At 41.7% G+C, this 17,765-nt stretch carries 16 protein-coding genes; 12 read left to right on the top strand and 4 right to left on the bottom strand.

Annotation, left to right across the window (positions count from 1 at the left end):
- Positions 1-19: 19 nt before the first annotated feature.
- The 3 genes from AC4HAL_RS05905 to AC4HAL_RS05895 are packed head-to-tail and all read left to right on the top strand — an operon-like array spanning position 20 to position 3,070.
- Positions 20-565: an ECF-type riboflavin transporter substrate-binding protein gene (locus tag AC4HAL_RS05905; RefSeq protein ID WP_491093407.1), complete on the top strand. Its 546-nt coding sequence runs from the start codon at positions 20-22 to the stop codon at positions 563-565.
- 2 nt (positions 566-567) lie between these two features.
- Positions 568-2,250, top strand: coding sequence for an ABC transporter ATP-binding protein (locus AC4HAL_RS05900; protein WP_491093406.1), 1,683 nt, complete (start codon positions 568-570; stop codon positions 2,248-2,250).
- Positions 2,240-3,070, top strand: coding sequence for an energy-coupling factor transporter transmembrane component T family protein (locus tag AC4HAL_RS05895; protein ID WP_491093405.1), 831 nt, complete (start codon positions 2,240-2,242; stop codon positions 3,068-3,070). Before AC4HAL_RS05900 ends, AC4HAL_RS05895 begins: the two co-directional genes overlap by 11 nt.
- Positions 3,071-3,336: 266 nt before the next feature.
- Here AC4HAL_RS05895 and AC4HAL_RS05890 read toward each other — a convergent pair whose 3' ends face one another.
- Genes AC4HAL_RS05890 through rsmG form a run of 3 tightly spaced genes read right to left on the bottom strand, consistent with a single transcriptional unit; the run spans position 3,337 to position 6,126 of the window.
- A complete protein-coding gene (locus AC4HAL_RS05890; RefSeq protein WP_491093404.1) occupies positions 3,337-4,008 on the bottom strand; it encodes a potassium channel family protein in 672 nt (223 codons plus the stop codon).
- A gap of 13 nt (positions 4,009-4,021) precedes the next feature.
- A complete protein-coding gene (locus AC4HAL_RS05885; protein ID WP_491093403.1) occupies positions 4,022-5,395 on the bottom strand; it encodes a TrkH family potassium uptake protein in 1,374 nt (457 codons plus the stop codon).
- Between the two features lie 17 nt (positions 5,396-5,412).
- The gene (rsmG, locus tag AC4HAL_RS05880; protein ID WP_491093402.1) at positions 5,413-6,126 is read right to left on the bottom strand and encodes a 16S rRNA (guanine(527)-N(7))-methyltransferase RsmG; all 714 of its coding nucleotides are present in this window, start codon (positions 6,124-6,126) and stop codon (positions 5,413-5,415) included.
- Between the two features lie 520 nt (positions 6,127-6,646).
- On the opposite strand from rsmG, the gene AC4HAL_RS05875 reads away from it, so the two are divergent.
- The 9 genes from AC4HAL_RS05875 to der all read left to right on the top strand — a co-directional run bounded on the left by AC4HAL_RS05875 (position 6,647) and on the right by der (position 16,654).
- Positions 6,647-9,154, top strand: coding sequence for a bifunctional 2',3'-cyclic-nucleotide 2'-phosphodiesterase/3'-nucleotidase (locus AC4HAL_RS05875; protein ID WP_491093401.1), 2,508 nt, complete (start codon positions 6,647-6,649; stop codon positions 9,152-9,154).
- A 297-nt stretch (positions 9,155-9,451) separates the two neighbouring features.
- Positions 9,452-10,006, top strand: coding sequence for a LemA family protein (locus tag AC4HAL_RS05870; RefSeq protein WP_491093400.1), 555 nt, complete (start codon positions 9,452-9,454; stop codon positions 10,004-10,006).
- 9 nt (positions 10,007-10,015) lie between these two features.
- Positions 10,016-10,915 (top strand): zinc metalloprotease HtpX, encoded by a 900-nt coding sequence (gene htpX / locus AC4HAL_RS05865; protein WP_491093399.1) that lies wholly within the window; start codon positions 10,016-10,018, stop codon positions 10,913-10,915.
- Positions 10,916-11,319: 404 nt separating this feature from the next.
- Positions 11,320-11,856, top strand: coding sequence for a YceD family protein (locus AC4HAL_RS05860; RefSeq protein ID WP_491093398.1), 537 nt, complete (start codon positions 11,320-11,322; stop codon positions 11,854-11,856).
- 90 nt (positions 11,857-11,946) lie between these two features.
- Positions 11,947-12,624, top strand: a complete 678-nt coding sequence (locus tag AC4HAL_RS05855; protein ID WP_447452753.1) for a response regulator transcription factor — start codon at positions 11,947-11,949, stop codon at positions 12,622-12,624.
- A gap of 139 nt (positions 12,625-12,763) precedes the next feature.
- The gene (nrdR, locus tag AC4HAL_RS05850; protein WP_447452754.1) at positions 12,764-13,261 is read left to right on the top strand and encodes a transcriptional regulator NrdR; all 498 of its coding nucleotides are present in this window, start codon (positions 12,764-12,766) and stop codon (positions 13,259-13,261) included.
- Positions 13,248-14,402 carry a replication initiation and membrane attachment family protein gene (locus AC4HAL_RS05845; RefSeq protein ID WP_491093397.1) on the top strand — a complete coding sequence of 385 codons (1,155 nt, stop codon included), beginning with the start codon at positions 13,248-13,250 and terminating at the stop codon, positions 14,400-14,402. The genes nrdR and AC4HAL_RS05845 overlap by 14 nt, the downstream gene beginning before the upstream one ends.
- The gene (dnaI, locus tag AC4HAL_RS05840) at positions 14,403-15,302 is read left to right on the top strand and encodes a primosomal protein DnaI (protein WP_447452756.1); all 900 of its coding nucleotides are present in this window, start codon (positions 14,403-14,405) and stop codon (positions 15,300-15,302) included. It abuts the gene before it with no gap.
- Positions 15,303-15,343: 41 nt separating this feature from the next.
- Entirely contained in the window at positions 15,344-16,654 is a 1,311-nt protein-coding gene (gene der, locus AC4HAL_RS05835; RefSeq protein ID WP_491093396.1) for a ribosome biogenesis GTPase Der, read from the top strand.
- A 444-nt stretch (positions 16,655-17,098) separates the two neighbouring features.
- Here der and AC4HAL_RS05830 read toward each other — a convergent pair whose 3' ends face one another.
- Entirely contained in the window at positions 17,099-17,683 is a 585-nt protein-coding gene (locus AC4HAL_RS05830) for a GNAT family N-acetyltransferase (protein WP_491093395.1), read from the bottom strand.
- Positions 17,684-17,765 lie beyond the last annotated feature (82 nt).

Raw genomic sequence — 17,765 nt, 5'->3', positions numbered from 1 at the left:
ATATCATAAGGAGTTAATCATGAAAGCTAATTCTATAAAAACCGTTGTCGCTACTGGTATAGGAGCAGCCCTCTTTGTTATTATTGGAATGTTTGTTAATATTCCTATCTTTGGAAATACCAGCATTCAATTACAATATGCTGTACAAGCACTTTTTTCAGTCATCTTTGGGCCTGTGGCTGGTTTCTTTATCGGATTTATTGGTCATGCCCTCAAGGATGGTATTCAGTACGGCAATATCTCGTGGGCTTGGGTTCTGGCCAGTGGATTAGTTGGGTTAGGTATTGGTCTTTTTCGCGGTTTTTACGATGCGAGCAAGGGGAGATTTGGCTTTAAGCAAATTGTTTGGTTCAACTTAGTTCAAATTTTTTCTGTCTATGTGGGCTATGGCTTAATTTGTCCGTTAGGGGATCGGCTCTTTTACAGACAGGCTTGGTCCTACCTATTTGTACAAGGAGCAGTTGCCGGAACGGCTAATGCTTTGACAATCGCCGTCGGCGGTACGATTCTACTTTTGGTTTATGCCGGTACACGCGTTCAGTCAGGAAGTCTTTCTAAAGATTAGTGGTGAAGCAGTTGATTAAGTTTGAAAATTTTTCTTTCAAATATGACGCACAAACGGAACCAACGCTAAAAAATATTACGCTATCAATTAACAAGGGAGAAAAGGTCTTAATCGTAGGACCGTCAGGCTCAGGGAAGTCCACCTTGGCTCAAGTTATTAATGGGATTATTCCAAATACTTACAAAGGAGAACACTCTGGTCAGGTCTTTATCGATGGTCAAGATGCTTTTGAGCTCTCTATTTATGATAAATCCCATTTAGTCAGTACCGTTTTGCAAGACACAGATGGACAATTTATCGGTTTATCTGTAGCGGAAGATCTAGCTTTTGCTCTTGAAAATGATTGTATGCCTCAGAGCGAGATGGTTCAAACTGTACATAACTGGGCTGGGAAATTAGACTTGGTTGATTTGCTCAATCATAGGCCGCAGGATTTATCTGGCGGGCAGAAACAGCGTGTCAGCTTGGCGGGAGTTCTTGTTGATGAGAGTCCTGTGTTGCTTTTTGATGAACCCCTAGCAAATTTAGACCCCAAGTCGGGACAAGATACTATTGATTTGATTGATCAGATTCATAATGAGACAGGAGCGACTAGTCTCATTATAGAACACCGTTTGGAAGATGTTCTATATCGCCCGGTCGATAGGGTTATTCTCATTAATGACGGGTGTATTCTTTTTGACGGTTCCGCAGATGAGATTCTATCCACTCCCCTATTAACAGATAACGGTATTCGTGAACCACCGTACATTACCGTTTTGCGTCAATTGGGAATGGATATCAGTCAGGTCAAAGGTCTGTCAAGGCTTTCAGATATTGATTTATCAGGGGTAGCTTACAGCAGCAGCCCTTTGGAACATGTACGGCCGACTTCACAAGCGTCCTTGCTTGAGGTTAAAGGACTCCAGTTTGCTTATGAAGCTGAGAATCCGATCTTGAAAGATGTCAATTTTACCTTTCATAAGGGAGAACGTATCGCGATTGTTGGTAAAAATGGTGCAGGGAAATCGACCTTAGCTAAGGCTTTGACGAAATTTGTATCGGCAGATGGTGACTTAATTTGGCAGGGGCAAAATATCTCAGGTGACTCTATTAAAGAGCGTGCTAGTCGGATAGGTTATGTTTTGCAAAACCCTAATCAGATGATTAGCGAAACTATGATTTTTGATGAAGTTGCTAAAGGTTTGCGCCTGCGCAATATGTCTGAAGAAGAGATTGAACCACTTGTTTTAAGGACGCTTCAGATATGCGGTCTGTATGAATTTCGCAAATGGCCGATTGCGGCTTTATCCTACGGTCAAAAGAAACGGGTGACGATCGCTTCGATTTTAATCCTTAATCCTGAGATTATTTTTTTAGACGAACCTACGGCTGGTCAGGACATGAAAAATTATACTGAGATTATGGACTTTCTTGATGAGCTTAATCAGGCAGGGCGTACGGTTGTTATGATTACACATGATATGCAGCTGATGCTGGACTATTCTGACCGCTGCCTTGTTATTGCTGATGGCGGAATTATTGCCGATCGATCTCCCATTGAGGTTTTAGCAGATAGGGAACTGATTGCTCGAGCTAATCTGAAAGAGACTAGCATTTTTCATCTGGCTCAGATGATGAGGGTAGATGCTGGTTCGTTGACACAATTTTATCGGCAGCGTAAGGGGGCGTACTATGGCAGATAAATTGATAGGCTATCATGAGGGAACAGGATTTCTCTACCGGTTGTCAGGTAGTACGAAACTCTTATTTTTTGTTTTGGTGTCCATCGCCTGTATGACAACTTACGATACTCGCTTGATTGCTATTGTTGGCTTGGGGGCACTTGTTCTTTTTCGCTGGGCTAGAATTAAGTGGTCGGAAGTCTCCTTTGTCATGCTTATTGTTATGCTCATTGCTTTATTTAATATTGTAATGGTTTATCTTTTTTCCCCTTCTTATGGTGAGGAGCTCTATGGGAGTAAGACAATATTACTGGCTGGCTGGGGGCGCTTTTATCTAACGAGTCAAGAACTATTTTATCTTTTAAACTTGATTTTGAAATATTTTTGTACGGTACCTCTAGCTATTCTTTTCTTGATGACAACTCATCCCAGTCAATTTGCAGCCAGCTTAAATCGTATTGGAGTTCCCTATAAAATTGCCTATTCAGTGAGCTTGACACTGCGCTATATTCCTGATGTTCAGGAAGAGTTTGGTATGATCAAATTGTCACAGGAGGCGCGTGGTTTGGAATTGTCCCAGAAAGCAAGCCTTATCGGTCGTATTAAGGGGAATTTGCAAATTGTTATCCCCCTAATTTTGGGTTCTTTGGAGCGTATTGATACTATAGCAACTGCGATGGAGCTGCGCCGATTTGGAAAATATAAGAAGCGGACTTGGTACCGCGCTCAAAAAATGACAGTCGGAGACTGGTGGACCTTGCTTTTGGCCATTATTCTATTATTGATCAGTTTTCTACTTATCTTTGCTAATGATGGCCGCTTTTATAATCCTTGGCAGTAACCTTTTACAGTCAAAAATGGTAAGTTAGAATGATATATCGGGTTTACTTTTTAGTACTTAGGGGGCTTTTCCTAGTGTTTTCTGACAGCGGATTTGCTGATTTTTGGTAAGCTCTAAGAAATATTTGATAGCCAAAAGGCTCTATAGTTTCTAGTGAGGATTCTGCCCACTACAGAAATTATAGAGCCTTATTATGTTAATTTTCAGCCTGTTTCATGCTCCTTGATGTGATACATGCCCCTATGCGAGCGGGTGAGTATCGAAGGCTATTTGAGAGCATTCAGATAGTCGTATTTTTCAAAGGTATCGGAACCAGCTACAGCGACAATGGAGGAATCTTCAGGAAAGATGGTATCGGCTAGGAGATTGGTTTTTAATGTCTCATTCTTTTTTGGGCGATAGCCGATGACATTGATATCATACTTACTGCGCAAGTTAAGTTTAGAAAGTTCTTTGTTGCGCCAGCTTTCAGGGAGTTGGAATTCTATGATAGCAATGCCTTCTTCCAAATGAAAGATATTTTGGATACGATGGCGCAGTATGGTGGAGGCTAGGGTACGGCCAGATTCTCGTTCGGGTGAGATAACACGACTAGCCCCCATTTCATAAAGTACTTCTTCAAAGGTCGTATTACGAGCCTTGGCAGCAATAAAAGGGACACCCAGTTTCTTACAATTCATCAGCGCTAAGACAGAAGAATCTAGGCTATTACCCGTAGCAATGACAACTTGTTGGCATTGGTCAATACCAGCGTCCCGCAGGGTATCAATATTGGTAATATCTCCTAGAATGGCTTTGTTGACCTTATTAGCAATGGCTTGAATGTGGTCGGGATTATTGTCGATGGCAATGACCTCCTCACCGAACCTTGCGAGTTCTTCGGCAAGGGTAGTTCCGAAAATACCGAGTCCCAGAATACCAACAATTTTTTCTGACATAATATTCCTTTCATTAGCCCAAAGTTAGATCCGTCTGGGCGTAGTTAATGGTTTGTTTATTTTTTTGTCGCAAGCTCAGGAGCACTGTTATTGGCCCGACACGTCCAAAAAACATCAGTGCCATGATAACCCAGCGTCCCCCCGTAGATAAGTGGCTTGTCACGTCCATAGAAACACCGACAGTTGCTAGAGCGCTGCAGGACTCAAATAAAAGCTTGAAAGGGGATATATGAGGTTCAAGCTCCAACAGGCTAACATAACCTATCATTAGAATGACAAAGAAAAAGACTAAGATCGTCAGTGTTTGCTTTAATAGCTGGATAGGAAGGGTTCGATTGTAGACACTGACTTGAGTTTGTCCTGACAGCTCAGCTCTGAAAATCAGGAAGGTAATAGCAGTGACAATGAGTTTCAGGCCTCCAGCAGTCCCGCCTGGTGCCCCTCCAATAAGCATTTGAAGCATGAAGATAAAGTTGATGGAATTGCCGGCCTGTGTGTAATCAATTGTTGCAAAACCTGCAGTTCTCATAGTGACCGTCTGAAAGAAGCTAACGAGACCTTGCTGGTAGAAGCTAAGGTTGCCGATAGTGGCGGGGTTGTTTAGTTCTAGGAGCCAGGTCAATACAGTTCCTAGAATGAGAATGGTAGAAGTTGTGACTAAGACCAGTCGAGTCTGAACAGAGAGCCTTCGCCTTGCCAAACGAAACTGACGAGGACGTTCGCTCAACCATGATTTTATCATGTCGACAATAGCCATCCAGTTACGAAAACCTAGGCCACCTGATATGATAGCGAAAGCAGTGGCTAGGTTGACAGTCCAGTTGAGCTGATAATGAAGCAGGCTGTTTGCGCCAAGATTGTCAAAGCCTGCATTGCAAAAAGCTGACACAGCAAGAAAGAGGCTGTTGAAAATGCCGTGTAACCAGCCAAAACGAGGAATAAAGTCTGTCATTAAAATAAGAGCGGTCAGACTTTCTATAGTCAGTGTTATCTTATAAATGCGAAAAAGGTAGCGTTTAAGGTCGGCGCTAGAATTATTGCCAATAGAAGACTGAAGCAATTCCTGTTGTTTAAGCGACATGTGACGATTGATACTGTAATAACTGAAAGCGATCAGACTGACAAGCCCAAGTCCACCAATTTGCATTAGGCACATAGCAACGACTTGACCTATACCATTGTAGACTTCTCCCATGGGGAAGACAGATAAACCGGTAACACAGACCATAGAGACAGTATTAAAAAGATGATCAAGATAGCTTGTGTTTTGAGCAGAGCTGTATTGCATGACGGGCAGGGATAGGATTAGACTTCCAATCACAATAGTGGAAATGAAGCTTAGGCTAATGCGCTGAGCAACTGAGAAATTTTTAAAAAGTTTAAACATGATTGATGAGATTTGTTTTATAGCGGTTTCTTATTTGGAAGGCCTGCCCTGCGAGGGTATTTATTTGGAGTTTCCTTTTTCTTTTCGATAATAGTAATGGTTCGCGGATCTCCATTGGGCAGATGGTAGGTTTGGGTATCAGTAACTTTAGCAAAGAGCAGTATCAATGCTTGCTTGGCTTGTAAGAGTTCTTCGTCAGCAGCAGCAGCTTTAAGAGCTATGAGATGACCGTTGACCTTGAGAAAGGGGACAGTCAGCTCTGTCAATATTTGCAAACGGGCAACAGCTCTGGCAGTTACTAGATCAAACTGTGCTCGGAAGGCCTTATCTTGTCCAAAGTCTTCAGCCCTTCCATGGTAAAAATGAACACCAGTTATGTTGAGTTTTTGAGCAAGGGTCTCAAGAAAATTAATACGCTTATTGAGGGAATCGATGATAGTCACCTGAAGTTCTGGACAGATAATTTTCATGGGCAGGCTGGGAAAGCCGGCGCCGGCTCCAATGTCTAAAAGTCGTATGGGACGATTAGTGACCATGCCTTGCAAAACAGGAGCCAAGGAATCGTAAAAGTGTTTTAGATAAACCTCGTTTTTTTCAGTGATAGCTGTTAGGTTAATCTTGTTATTCCAGTCAATCAAGAGTTCAAAGTAGGTCGCAAATTGCTGTTTTTGCTGTTCTGTCAGGGGAAAGCCGGCTGCAGCCAGCTGCTCGTAAAATTCTTGAGGTGTCATCAGTTTCCTTCTTTTATCCATTTTAATAGCTCTATTCTACCATGTTTTAGATTATAGGTAAAAATAAGGAATTATTGGTGGAGAAATTTTCTTTTTTTCAATGCTTTTGAAAGTCTGGACAAAAACTGGTTCAGTCCTTATGTTTTTTGGATAAACTCTTAAAACAAAGGTTGCTAATGAGACTAGCTCCACTGCTCTTATCAATGATCTTTAACGATCCCCCCGCACGGTTGAGGTACGTTTTTATCACAAGGACAAAACGAAAAATACGATCCATCTAACTGTGTGGGATCCGATAGCTCGAGGTGCAATGGCTCTCTAAAAACAAAAGGATGGGCTGATATTTTGGGGTTCAGACCATTCCAGCAGATCGAATACCTGAAAATAAGAGAGTTGCCGGCAATCAATTCCTTCTAATTTTTGAATTTTGTCCACTCCCTTTTAATTTCTCCTTACTGAAAAGGCTTTCTTTTTGTATAATAGAGGTGTATCTTTACTTTTATTTTCAAAGGAGATCACAATGTCTAAACATCATTTCTTAAAAAGTGCGCTAGCACTATCTCTTTTTGTGGCAGCCAGTGGTACTGGACTTCTTGTCCAAGCAGATGAATTACCTTCGGCTAATAGTGGTGCGGTAGCTTCAACAGCAAGTAGCAATATAGCTGAGGAAGACGGCCGCGGGGTTCCTAATCAGGCTGCCGAGTCGGCTGTGCCAACTTCTGTACAAGCCAAAACAAGCGCTCAACCTTTATCTGTTGAATCCGTGCCTTCATCTGGAAAAAGTTCGGAAACGCTAACAAGTGAAGCAGATACTGCAGGGCTTAAAATGGCACCTCCAGTTACAGCAGCATCTCAAACTAAAGAGACTGTGAAAACACCAGAGCCTGTTGAAGGACAAACGGTTGACATGCGTATTCTCTCAACAACTGATCTCCATACCAACCTAGTCAACTACGACTATTATCAAGATAAGGCATCCCAAACTGTCGGGCTTGCTAAAACTGCTGTGCTTATTGAAAAAGCGCGTAAAGAAAATAGCAATATCGTCCTTGTTGACAGCGGAGATACGATTCAAGGAACCCCATTTGGCACCTACAAAGCTCTTATTAATCCTGTAAAAGAAGGGCAGACCCACCCCATGTACAAGGCCTTTGAAAAATTAGGCTATGATGCTGAAACTTTGGGCAATCATGAATTTAATTACGGACTTGATTTTCTCAACCGTATGGTTAATACATCAGATGTCCCTATCGTCAATGCCAATGTCCGCGATGCTCATACAGGTCAGCACTATTATCAGCCCTATATCATTCTCAACAAAGTTTTCACTGATACAAATGGCAGACAAACAACTGTCAAGGTCGGCATTACAGGCGTTCTGCCAAGACAAATTCTAGTTTGGGATAAGGCCAATCTTGAAGGCAAGGTTATCGTTGATGATCCTGTTGAAGCAGTCAAAGCCATCGTTCCAAGCATGAAAGAAGCTGGTGCTGACATCGTTTTGGTTCTAGCTCATTCGGGTATCGGTGATGATAACTATGAAGTCGGCGAAGAAAATGAGGGCTATTTCCTAGCTGGCATTGATGGGGTTGATGCTGTGGCTACGGGACATTCACATGCTGATTTTCCTAATGGTGACGGTACAAGCTTTTACGCCAAATACAAAGGTGTCGATGATATCAACGGTCTCATCAACGGCAAGCCGGTTGTTATGGCTGGAAAGTTTGGTGATCATCTTGGTATTATGGATTTGACTTTGACCTACAAAGAGGGTAAGTGGCAGGTAACTAACAGCAAGTCTAAACTCCGTAAAATTGATACGACTTCTCCTGTGGCTGCCCAAGAGCTGATTGATATGGTTAAAGAAGAGCATCAAGGTACGATAGATTATGTTCGCCAAAAGGTTGGCCAAACAACAGCACCGATTAACAGTTACTTTGCTCAAGTGCTGGATGATCCGTCTATTCAAATTGTAAACAATGCCCAACTCTGGTATGGTAAAAAACAATTGGCTGGTACAGCTGATGCTAATTTGCCAATTCTTTCTGCTGCCGCACCGTTTAAAGCGGGTACGCGCGGCGATGCCACTTACTACACAGACATTCCTGCCGGAGCATTGGCTATTAAAAATGTTGCTGATCTTTATCTCTATGACAATGTCACTGCTATCATTAAACTTACAGGTGCTCAAATCAAGGAATGGCTGGAAATGTCTGCTGGACAATTTAACCAGATCGATCCAAACAACAGCAAACCTCAGCAGCTGGTTAACAGTAACTATCGTTCTTATAACTTTGATGTGATTGATGGTCTGACTTACAAATTTGATATCACGCAGCCCAACAAGTATGACTACGAAGGAAAATTGGTTAATCCGACTGCCAGTCGCGTTCGCGAACTTAAATATCAGGGACAGCCAATTGACCCCAATCAAACTTTTATCGTCATCAGCAACAACTATCGGGCAACAGGTAATTTCCCTGGTGTCAGAGATGCTGCTGAAAAACGGCTGCTCAATCTGGAAAACCGGCAGGCCATCATTGACTATATAATATCTGAAAAAACCATCAACCCTTCAGCCGATGGCAATTGGTCCTTTACAGACAGTATCAAGGGCTTAGATATTCGCTTTTTATCATCTGAAAATGCTCAAAAATACCTAGCTGACCATGCTGAGATTTCCTATATAGGACCGTCTGCTTCTGAAGGCTTTGGGGAGTATCGCTATACTTACATGGATTCTGACGTATCTAGTTCACTTATATCGTCAGCTGCTCCCTATGCAAATCAATTTGACAATCAGAATATTTACATTCTAACTACTAAATCTTTTGTCCAAGGCAGAGTGACTGCAAAGCCTGTCTATGTTCAGGCAACTGCAGAATCACTGGCTAAGACTAGTAAGAAAGCTCAGGAAGACCCAACATCACTACCTAAAACAGGTTTTTCTGACAGTATGGTATATCATGTAGTTGGCTATCTCTTCCTGACTTTAGCTGCTTTCTTAGTTAGAAAAAGGAAACTATAATTTGATGAGTGTCAAAAAATTTTAAAAGATTCAGTATTGATTTATCTCATGCTGAGTCTTTTTGTTTTTTTTTTTATCATTTAATTCACTTAGACAGCTTATCGGTTTAAAAACTCACACTCAAAGGCATTCCTTCTCTTTTTCTTTTAAAAGATAGCGATTGAAAGAGCTGTTTTTTACTAAGGTTTCTGCTATAATAAAAGGGTAACACAAAAAGGATGGCAAGTTTTAATTTTACTGAGATTGGTATGAGCGTGGCTTCTGCCTGTTTCCCTTGTTAACTTGGAGGATAGATCTATGCTGTGGATAATATTAGCAGTTGTTATTATAATCGTTATTGGTTTTATTGTAGTCAGCTATAATGGTTTGGTACGTTCACGTATGCAGACGCAGGAATCTTGGAGTCAGATCGATGTTCAGCTGAAACGTCGTAATGATCTTATCCCTAATTTGATTGAGACTGTCAAAGGCTATACTGCCTATGAAGAAAAAACTCTAACAAAAATTTCTGAACTGCGTGCACAGGTAGCCCAGGCCAAGAATCCAGCAGAAGCGATGCAGGCTAGTGATGTTTTGACCAAACAGGTATCAGGAATCTTTGCGGTGGCGGAAAATTATCCTGATTTGAAAGCCAATGCTAGTTTTGTAAAGCTGCAAGAGGAACTAACCAATACAGAAAATAAAATTTCTTACTCACGTCAGCTTTATAACTCAACAACAGCCAATTACAATACAAAACTGCAAACTTTCCCAAGTAGTTTAGTTGCTGGTGTCTTTGGATTTAAACCGTCTCAATTTTTAAAAACAGCTGAAGAGGAAAAGGCTGTTCCCAAGGTTGATTTCGACTTATAGGAGACACTCATGCTCTATCAACAAATTGCATCAAACAAGCGGCGCACAGTTCTCCTTCTGCTCTTGTTTTTTAGCCTATTGGCTATTATTGGAGCTGCTGTCGGCTATCTCTGGTTGGGGAGTTTGCTTGGAGGTCTCATTATTGCCCTCATTATTGGAACTATCTATGCTATGTCAATGATTTTTCAGTCAACTAATGTGGTCATGTCTATGAACAATGCCCGTGAAATTACAGCTGGAGACTATCCTGACTATTATCATATTGTAGAAGATATGGCTATGGTAGCACAAGTTCCCATGCCTCGAGTCTTTGTTATTGATGATCCCTCTCTCAATGCTTTTGCGACTGGGTCCTCACCTGAAAATTCAGCAGTTGCTGCAACTAGCGGTATTTTAGCGGCTATGAATCGCGAAGAATTAGAAGGGGTTATCGGCCATGAAATCAGCCATATTAGAAATTACGATATTCGTATTTCAACTATCGCTGTAGCTTTAGCCAGTGCCATTACTCTGATTTCCAGTATCGGTGGTCGCATGATGTGGTGGGGCGGTGGTAGCAGACGTCGCTCTAGCGATAGTGAAGGTGGTGGCAGTATCGGCGTCCTGATGCTGGCTTTCTCTTTAATAGCCCTGATCTTGGCGCCTTTAGCTGCTAGCTTGGTTCAGCTAGCTATTTCTCGTCAGCGAGAATATTTGGCTGATGCCAGTTCAGTAGAGCTGACGCGAAATCCTCAGGGGCTGATTAGTGCGCTCAAAAAATTAGATCGATCCCAGCCTATGCAACAACCAGTTGATGATGCCAGTGCAGCTCTTTATATCAATGATCCTAAGAAAAAAGGCGGGGTTAAATCTCTATTTTTCACCCATCCGCCAATTGAAGAGCGGATTGCCCGCCTAGAGGCAGCTTAACTTAAATATGACAAAACTATCGCTCTCGTTGGGCGATTTTTGTTTTCTTGTAAAGAAATTGCAAACTATTTCTGCTATATTAAGAGCAATCAATTTTGTGAGAGTGATATTCCTTGAAAATCAAAATAGTATTTTATCGCGGCAAGCGCTGTATCTTTTAGATGAAAAAATGGAATTTTTCCCATCTAGAATAGCTGAGTGTTCACTGGATTATGTTCTGAGGCTTATCAATATAAGTCTCATCTCTTATTATTAGCCAGTTGAACCTTCCAGAGCTTTTAGCTTGTATTGATTTTCTTTGAGTAGGCAACTTAACGACTTGATTAGGAAAAATTACTAATATCATACGTAGGTCGTACTTTCTAAGAAAGGCCTATGTTTATGTTCATCGATTGGGAGAAATTATGTTTAACATTGCAGAATTAAAAAAAAATCCGGATGGTCTTCGATTTGATCAAAAACTGGATATCAAGACTATGCTATTGAAGCGCAATTCAGAAATTATAGATGTCACAGACGTTAAAGCCAAGGGATTAGTTGGTTATGATGAAGGCCTCTTTTTACTGAATTATGATTTAACTTATCAATTGGTTCTTCCGTCAAGCCGATCGATGGAGCCAGTTTATTTGGATCAAAATATTTTTGTATCAGAAGTCTTTGTAGAAGCAGCAGAAGCTGAGGTCCAAAAAGAATTAGTTGAGGATGATTTGGTTTTAATTTTAGAGGATGATCAGATTGATCTCAAAGAGAGTGTTGTTGATAATATTTTGCTCAACATTCCGCTCAAGGTCTTAACACCAGAAGAAAGAGAAAGCGATGTTCTGCCATCGGGGCAGGATTGGTCTGTATTGACGGAATCACAGTATCAGACTTTGCAGGACGAAAAGAAAGCAGCTAAGAGTCCCTTTGCTGCCTTGGAAGGCTTATTTGATTCGGAGTAAACCTGAAGAAGGTGAATAGGTAAAAAGAAAGAGGAGAGTCTATCACTGTTTTACGGAAATAGAGATAGACAAACGAATGGAGGTAGGAGTATGGCTAAACGAATCCTAATTATTGAAGATGAGAAAAGCTTGTCACGTTTAGTATCTCTAAGGTTACAAGAAAAGGGATATCAAGTCACAGTCAGTCAAGATGGAAAATCAGGATTGACGATGGCTCTGGAAAGGGATTTTGAACTAATTTTTATTGATCTCAAGCTGCCTGATAAGGATGGTTTAGATTTGATGCATCAGATTAGACGAGAGAAGTCCATGCCGATTGTGATGATGGTCGATCGAGAAGCAATTGCCAGCATCCAATCAAAGACTGATGAACTAGCGGATGAGTATATGATTAAGCCTTTTGCTGTTGAAGAATTACTGGAAAAGGCAGAAGAAGCCTTTGCTCGCGGAAAAACAAGGATTTATCGCCAAAAGGCTCCTTACCATGATCTGATATTAGATGAAGCCAATCGGTCAGTGATACGTAAGGGGGAGAGTATTGCTTTGACCAATCGTGAATTTGCCTTATTATCGACCCTGCTTAGGCATATCAATACAGTAATGACACGTGAAGAACTGCTGGACTATGTTTGGAGCTACAGTAACGGCGCGGTTGAAACCAATGTCGTTGATGTCTATATTCGTTACCTTCGCGGTAAAATTGATATTCCTGGCAATGACTCATACATCCAGACAGTGCGAGGGATGGGGTATGTAATCCGTAGTTAATTGGGCAATAGTCTGATGAGATAGAGTGGCAATAGATAAGAGATGACTGGATTTGACAGGGAGGGTCAATCCTTTTTTTATACCTAAAAATATGATAAAATAAGGTATTACTAAAAAATGATAGAATTGGGGTGTTTGCATGCGTTGTCCAAGATGTAATCGTAATAAATCCAGCGTTATTGACAGCCGTCAGGCTGAAGATGGCAATACCATTCGTCGCCGCCGTGAATGTGATAACTGTGGCGCGCGTTTTACAACCTTTGAGCGCATCGAAGAAGTCCCCCTCTTGGTTGTTAAGAAGGATGGTACGCGGGAGCAGTTCTCTCGAGATAAAATTCTCAATGGCATTATCCAGAGTGCTCAAAAGAGGCCTGTCTCCAGTAGTGATATTGAAAGTGTAATCAGCCGTATTGAACAAAAGATTCGTGGAGAATACGACAGTGAAGTTACCAGCGAAGTCATCGGCAATCTCGTAATGGATGAACTAGCGGACTTAGATGAGATCACCTACGTCCGCTTTGCCAGTGTCTACCGCAGTTTTAAGGATGTGGATGAAATTGAGGATCTCTTGCAGCAGATAACCAATCGTGTCCATAGTAAAAACAAGAAAAATAAGGAACAAGATGAAACCGATTGATAATTTTTCTTTTGTGAAAAATAATCAGGTCAGCAGAGATATGACTAATCTGATTCGGCTCTATTTACCGATTATAGGCAGTGATGCTGTGGTGGTTTATCAGTATCTGACTAGCTTTTATGATAACGGTCAACAGTTGCATAAGATTGCTGAAATTTTAAATCACACACTCTTTGATCTGCCGCGTTTTGAAAATTCTCTTGCTGTTCTGACTGGGATGGATCTGGTGGCATTTTATCAGGATTTGGATAAATATATTATCGAACTTAGGGAGCCTTTGACACCAGAACATTTCCTCTCTCATGCTGTTTATAGGCGTTTGCTGGAGAGACATATTGGTGATGTTGCTGTGGCAGATTTGGAAAAATCCGATCTAGATCGGGTACGCAACCTTTCCAAAAAATTTTCAGAGGTTTTTTCAGATACGGGTGAGATTGATGTGCAGCCTATGAGATCCAAAACCTATTTTGACTTGGATAGTTTTAAACAAAGAATGACTATTGATGGTCTGCATTTTAGTAAGGAAAAAGAGGATGTTATCGCACTGAATAATCTTGCTGAAAAATTCAGCCTTACTTGGTTTGATGTTTATCAGTTGGCGAAGGAGACTGCCAGTCACCATAAGATTTTACCTAAGCGCATCGCAGCCAAACTCCATCAGCCTAAGTCCAACAAAGCCACTGAACTCAGCCGCGAAGAGGAAATTATCATCAGAGAGGCTAAATCCTCAGTACCTGAGAATTTTTTAGCCAAGATTAAAGTTGGCTTGGGTGCTGTAACAACGACTGATAAGGAAAAGAAGATTTTGTCAGACTTGGTTGAGATGGACTTTCTTGATGAAGTTATTAATGTCATGATAGTCTATTATTTTAAACGACACAGTTCTGCTACTTTGGCTAGAAATGCTATGATGAGTCTGGCAAATGTCGTGTCATCACAAAAGGCTACGACAGCTGAAGCTGCTTTTGAAGCCCTGCGTCAGCACGGTCGAACAAGAAATCAAAAATCCAAGCAAACTGTTTCCAGTGTGCCCGACTGGAGTAATCCAAATTACAAAGAGCAGACGACACCTGAGGAACAGCAGAAGCTTGATGAGATGAAACGTCAAATGTTAGCGAAACTTGGAAAGGGTGGTGAGTAGATGGAAAGTATAGGGGAGACCTTGGCAAAAAAGACTGCTCATGAGCGTGTTGATCTAGAAGCTCTGACTAACCAGATTATGGCTGATCAAGCAATCGCAGATTTTATTCAAGAACATCAGTTGACATCTGATGAGATCAAACGGAGCCTGCCCAAATTTAATCAGTTTTTAGGTGAACGTCGCAAGTATCAGACAGCCGATGATAGGTATAGGGCTAAGGGGTATGAGCCTATTCTTGTGATGAATGAGGGTTACGCAGATGTCTCTTATAAAGAAACACAGGCCCTCAAGCAAGCGCAGGCGCAAAAGGCCATTGCTGATCGTATTCATGTAGTTAGTTTACCAAGATCTTATAAACATATTACTTTTGAGGATGTCGATCTTACTGGCTCTCGTGCGGATGTCTTTAAATATTTGGTTAGCTTTGTAGACAGTTATCCGGCTCCTGGTCAAAAAGGCCTCTATCTGTACGGGGATATGGGAATCGGTAAGTCCTTTATGCTGGCGGCCATGGCGCATGAATTGTCTGAAAAAAAGTCTGTTGAGACAACGATGCTTCATTACCCTAGCTTTGTTATTGATATAAAAAATGCTATTAATAGTGGCAATGTCAAGGAAGAGATCGATGCCGTTAAATCGGTTCCCGTTTTGATTCTAGATGATATTGGAGCAGAGCAGACAACATCTTGGGTACGCGATGAGATCTTGCAGGTTATTTTACAGCACCGTATGCTGGAAGAACTACCAACCTTTTTCACCTCTAATTACAGCTTAGCTAATTTAGAGGCTAAGTTTGGTAATATCAAGGGAGCTGATGAAACTTGGCAGGCTAAGCGTGTACTGGAGCGTGTACGCTATCTGGCTAAGGCTGTTCATCTCCTAGGGGAAAATCGCAGATAGAGCTGCAGGGAAAGCAGTGAGTATAGAAAGGAACTTAAGGAATGGCCTTACCAACTGTGGCTATTGTAGGACGTCCCAATGTCGGGAAATCAACTCTTTTTAATCGGATTGCGGGTGAGCGCATTTCAATTGTTGAGGATGTTGAAGGGGTTACTCGGGATCGGATTTATACTAAGGCTGAGTGGCTGAATCGTCAGTTCAGCATTATTGACACGGGGGGGATTGATGATGTTGATGCCCCCTTTATGGAGCAGATTAAACATCAGGCTGATATTGCCATGACGGAAAGTGATGTTATTGTCTTTGTTGTCTCAGGCAAGGAAGGCGTGACAGACGCTGATGAATATGTTGCTAAGATTCTCTATCGGACACATAAGCCTGTTATTCTGGCTGTCAATAAGGTAGACAACCCAGAAATGCGCAACGATATTTATGATTTTTATACCTTAGGGTTGGGAGATCCCTATCCTCTTTCTTCAGTTCACGGCATCGGCACGGGGGATATTTTAGATGCTATTGTAGAAAAACTTCCCGCTGAGAAAGAAGATGATGATCCTAACATTATCAGGTTCAGTTTAATTGGACGTCCTAATGTTGGCAAATCCAGCCTCATCAATGCCATATTGGGTGAGGAGCGCGTGATTGCTAGCCCCCTTGCTGGAACGACCCGTGATGCCATAGATACTAACTTTAAAGACAGTGAAGGTCAAGAGTATACTATGATCGACACTGCTGGTATGCGTAAATCTGGCAAAGTCTACGAAAACACTGAGAAGTACTCAGTAATGCGCTCGATGCGGGCTATTGACCGCTCAGATGTTGTACTGGTTGTTATCAACGCCGAAGAAGGTATTCGAGAGTACGACAAGCGAATTGCTGGTTTTGCTCACGAGGCTGGCAAAGGGATTATTATTGTGGTCAATAAATGGGATGCCATTGAGAAAGATAATCACACCGTAAGTCAGTGGGAAATGGATATCAGAAAGAACTTCCAATTTTTGGCTTATGCTCCAATAGTCTTTGTATCTGCGGAGACTAAGCAGCGGTTGCATAAGCTACCTGAGCTGATTAAACGCATTAGTCAGAGCCAGAATAGACGGATTCCATCTGCTGTGCTTAATGATGTCATTATGGATGCGGTCGCTATTAACCCAACACCGACTGATAAGGGGAAACGCTTAAAAATCTTCTATGCGACCCAAGTTTCGGTCAAACCGCCGACTTTTGTTATCTTTGTTAACGAAGAAGAGTTGATGCACTTCTCTTATCTGCGCTTTTTGGAAAATCAAATTCGCGAAGCCTTCATTTTTGAAGGAACACCAATTCATTTAATTGCTAGAAAGCGCAAGTAGGTTTAGATAAAGTAGCGATATACCCGTTTGGATTTATACATGAGACTAAGCAGTGGGTGTCTTGTTCAATTAAAGCAGGTAATATCTGTAGAAGAAAGCCTAGTTTGTCTCTTTGTTTAGCAACTTTAATGGCTATTTATAGCAAAAAGAGGTTGAGACAAAAGTTCTCAGCCTTATTTATTTGGTCAATTTTATTTACTAGGCGCAGTGGTTGGGAGAAAAACTGGTTGGCTCTGCCAACTTAGTCTTTCCCCTGCACAGTTCATTAGGTGCTTTAGCACCAATGAACCACTGCTGGTTGGCGGTCCTTATCTTGGGGCGCGGTCATTAAACAGCCCACTGGACTGTTTAATGACCGCGCAAGTGATAGCTCCAACAGTTTGGGGAACTGTTGGAGAATATCCAATTCTATGAACGTGAGTTCATCTCATTCTCTATTTTATTCTAGCTTTTATACTCTTGATAGAGAGAAGTTTCTGAAAAGGGGATAATAGGCTGGGGTAGGCTGGGGTTGGTAGCAAGAGATTTTTCCAGCCATTTCATATCATACCAACGACCAAATTTATAGCCGGCTTGTTTGAAGTGTCCTACAACCTTATATCCTAGATGCTGATGGAATTCCTGACTATTGTTCGTCAGGCGGCTATCTGCTTTGGCTGTTGTTGCAATACAAGCCAAAGCTGTCAGAATTCCTTGGGCCTTCAAGCAGGATTCTAATTGCTCATAAAAGAGGCGTCCTAACCCCATTCCCTTAGCGTTGGGAGCCAGATAGATAGTGACCTCAGCCAACCACTGGTAAGCTTCTCTGGGATGGAAAGCTGAGGCGTAAGCATAGCCTAGGATCTGCTTCTTGTCTTCAGCAACGAAGTAGGGATAGATTTGGCTAATACTTTGCCAACGCTGAGTGAAGTCTTCAAGGGAAGGGCAATTGTATTCAAAGCTGATAGCTGTCTCTTCAACATAGGGTTTATAAATTTCTAACAAATAGGGTAAATCTTCTTGCGTAGCAAGACGAATAGTCGGTGACATAACAGAGATTCTCCTTATCTCAAAATACTAAGCTGTAGGCGATTCAAAGAAAGTTGGGAATAGCCCTTAGGACTTAACTATA

The sequence above is a fragment of the Streptococcus sp. ELY_125 genome (assembly GCF_058314535.1).
This window is presented reverse-complemented; position numbering and strand designations above follow the sequence as displayed.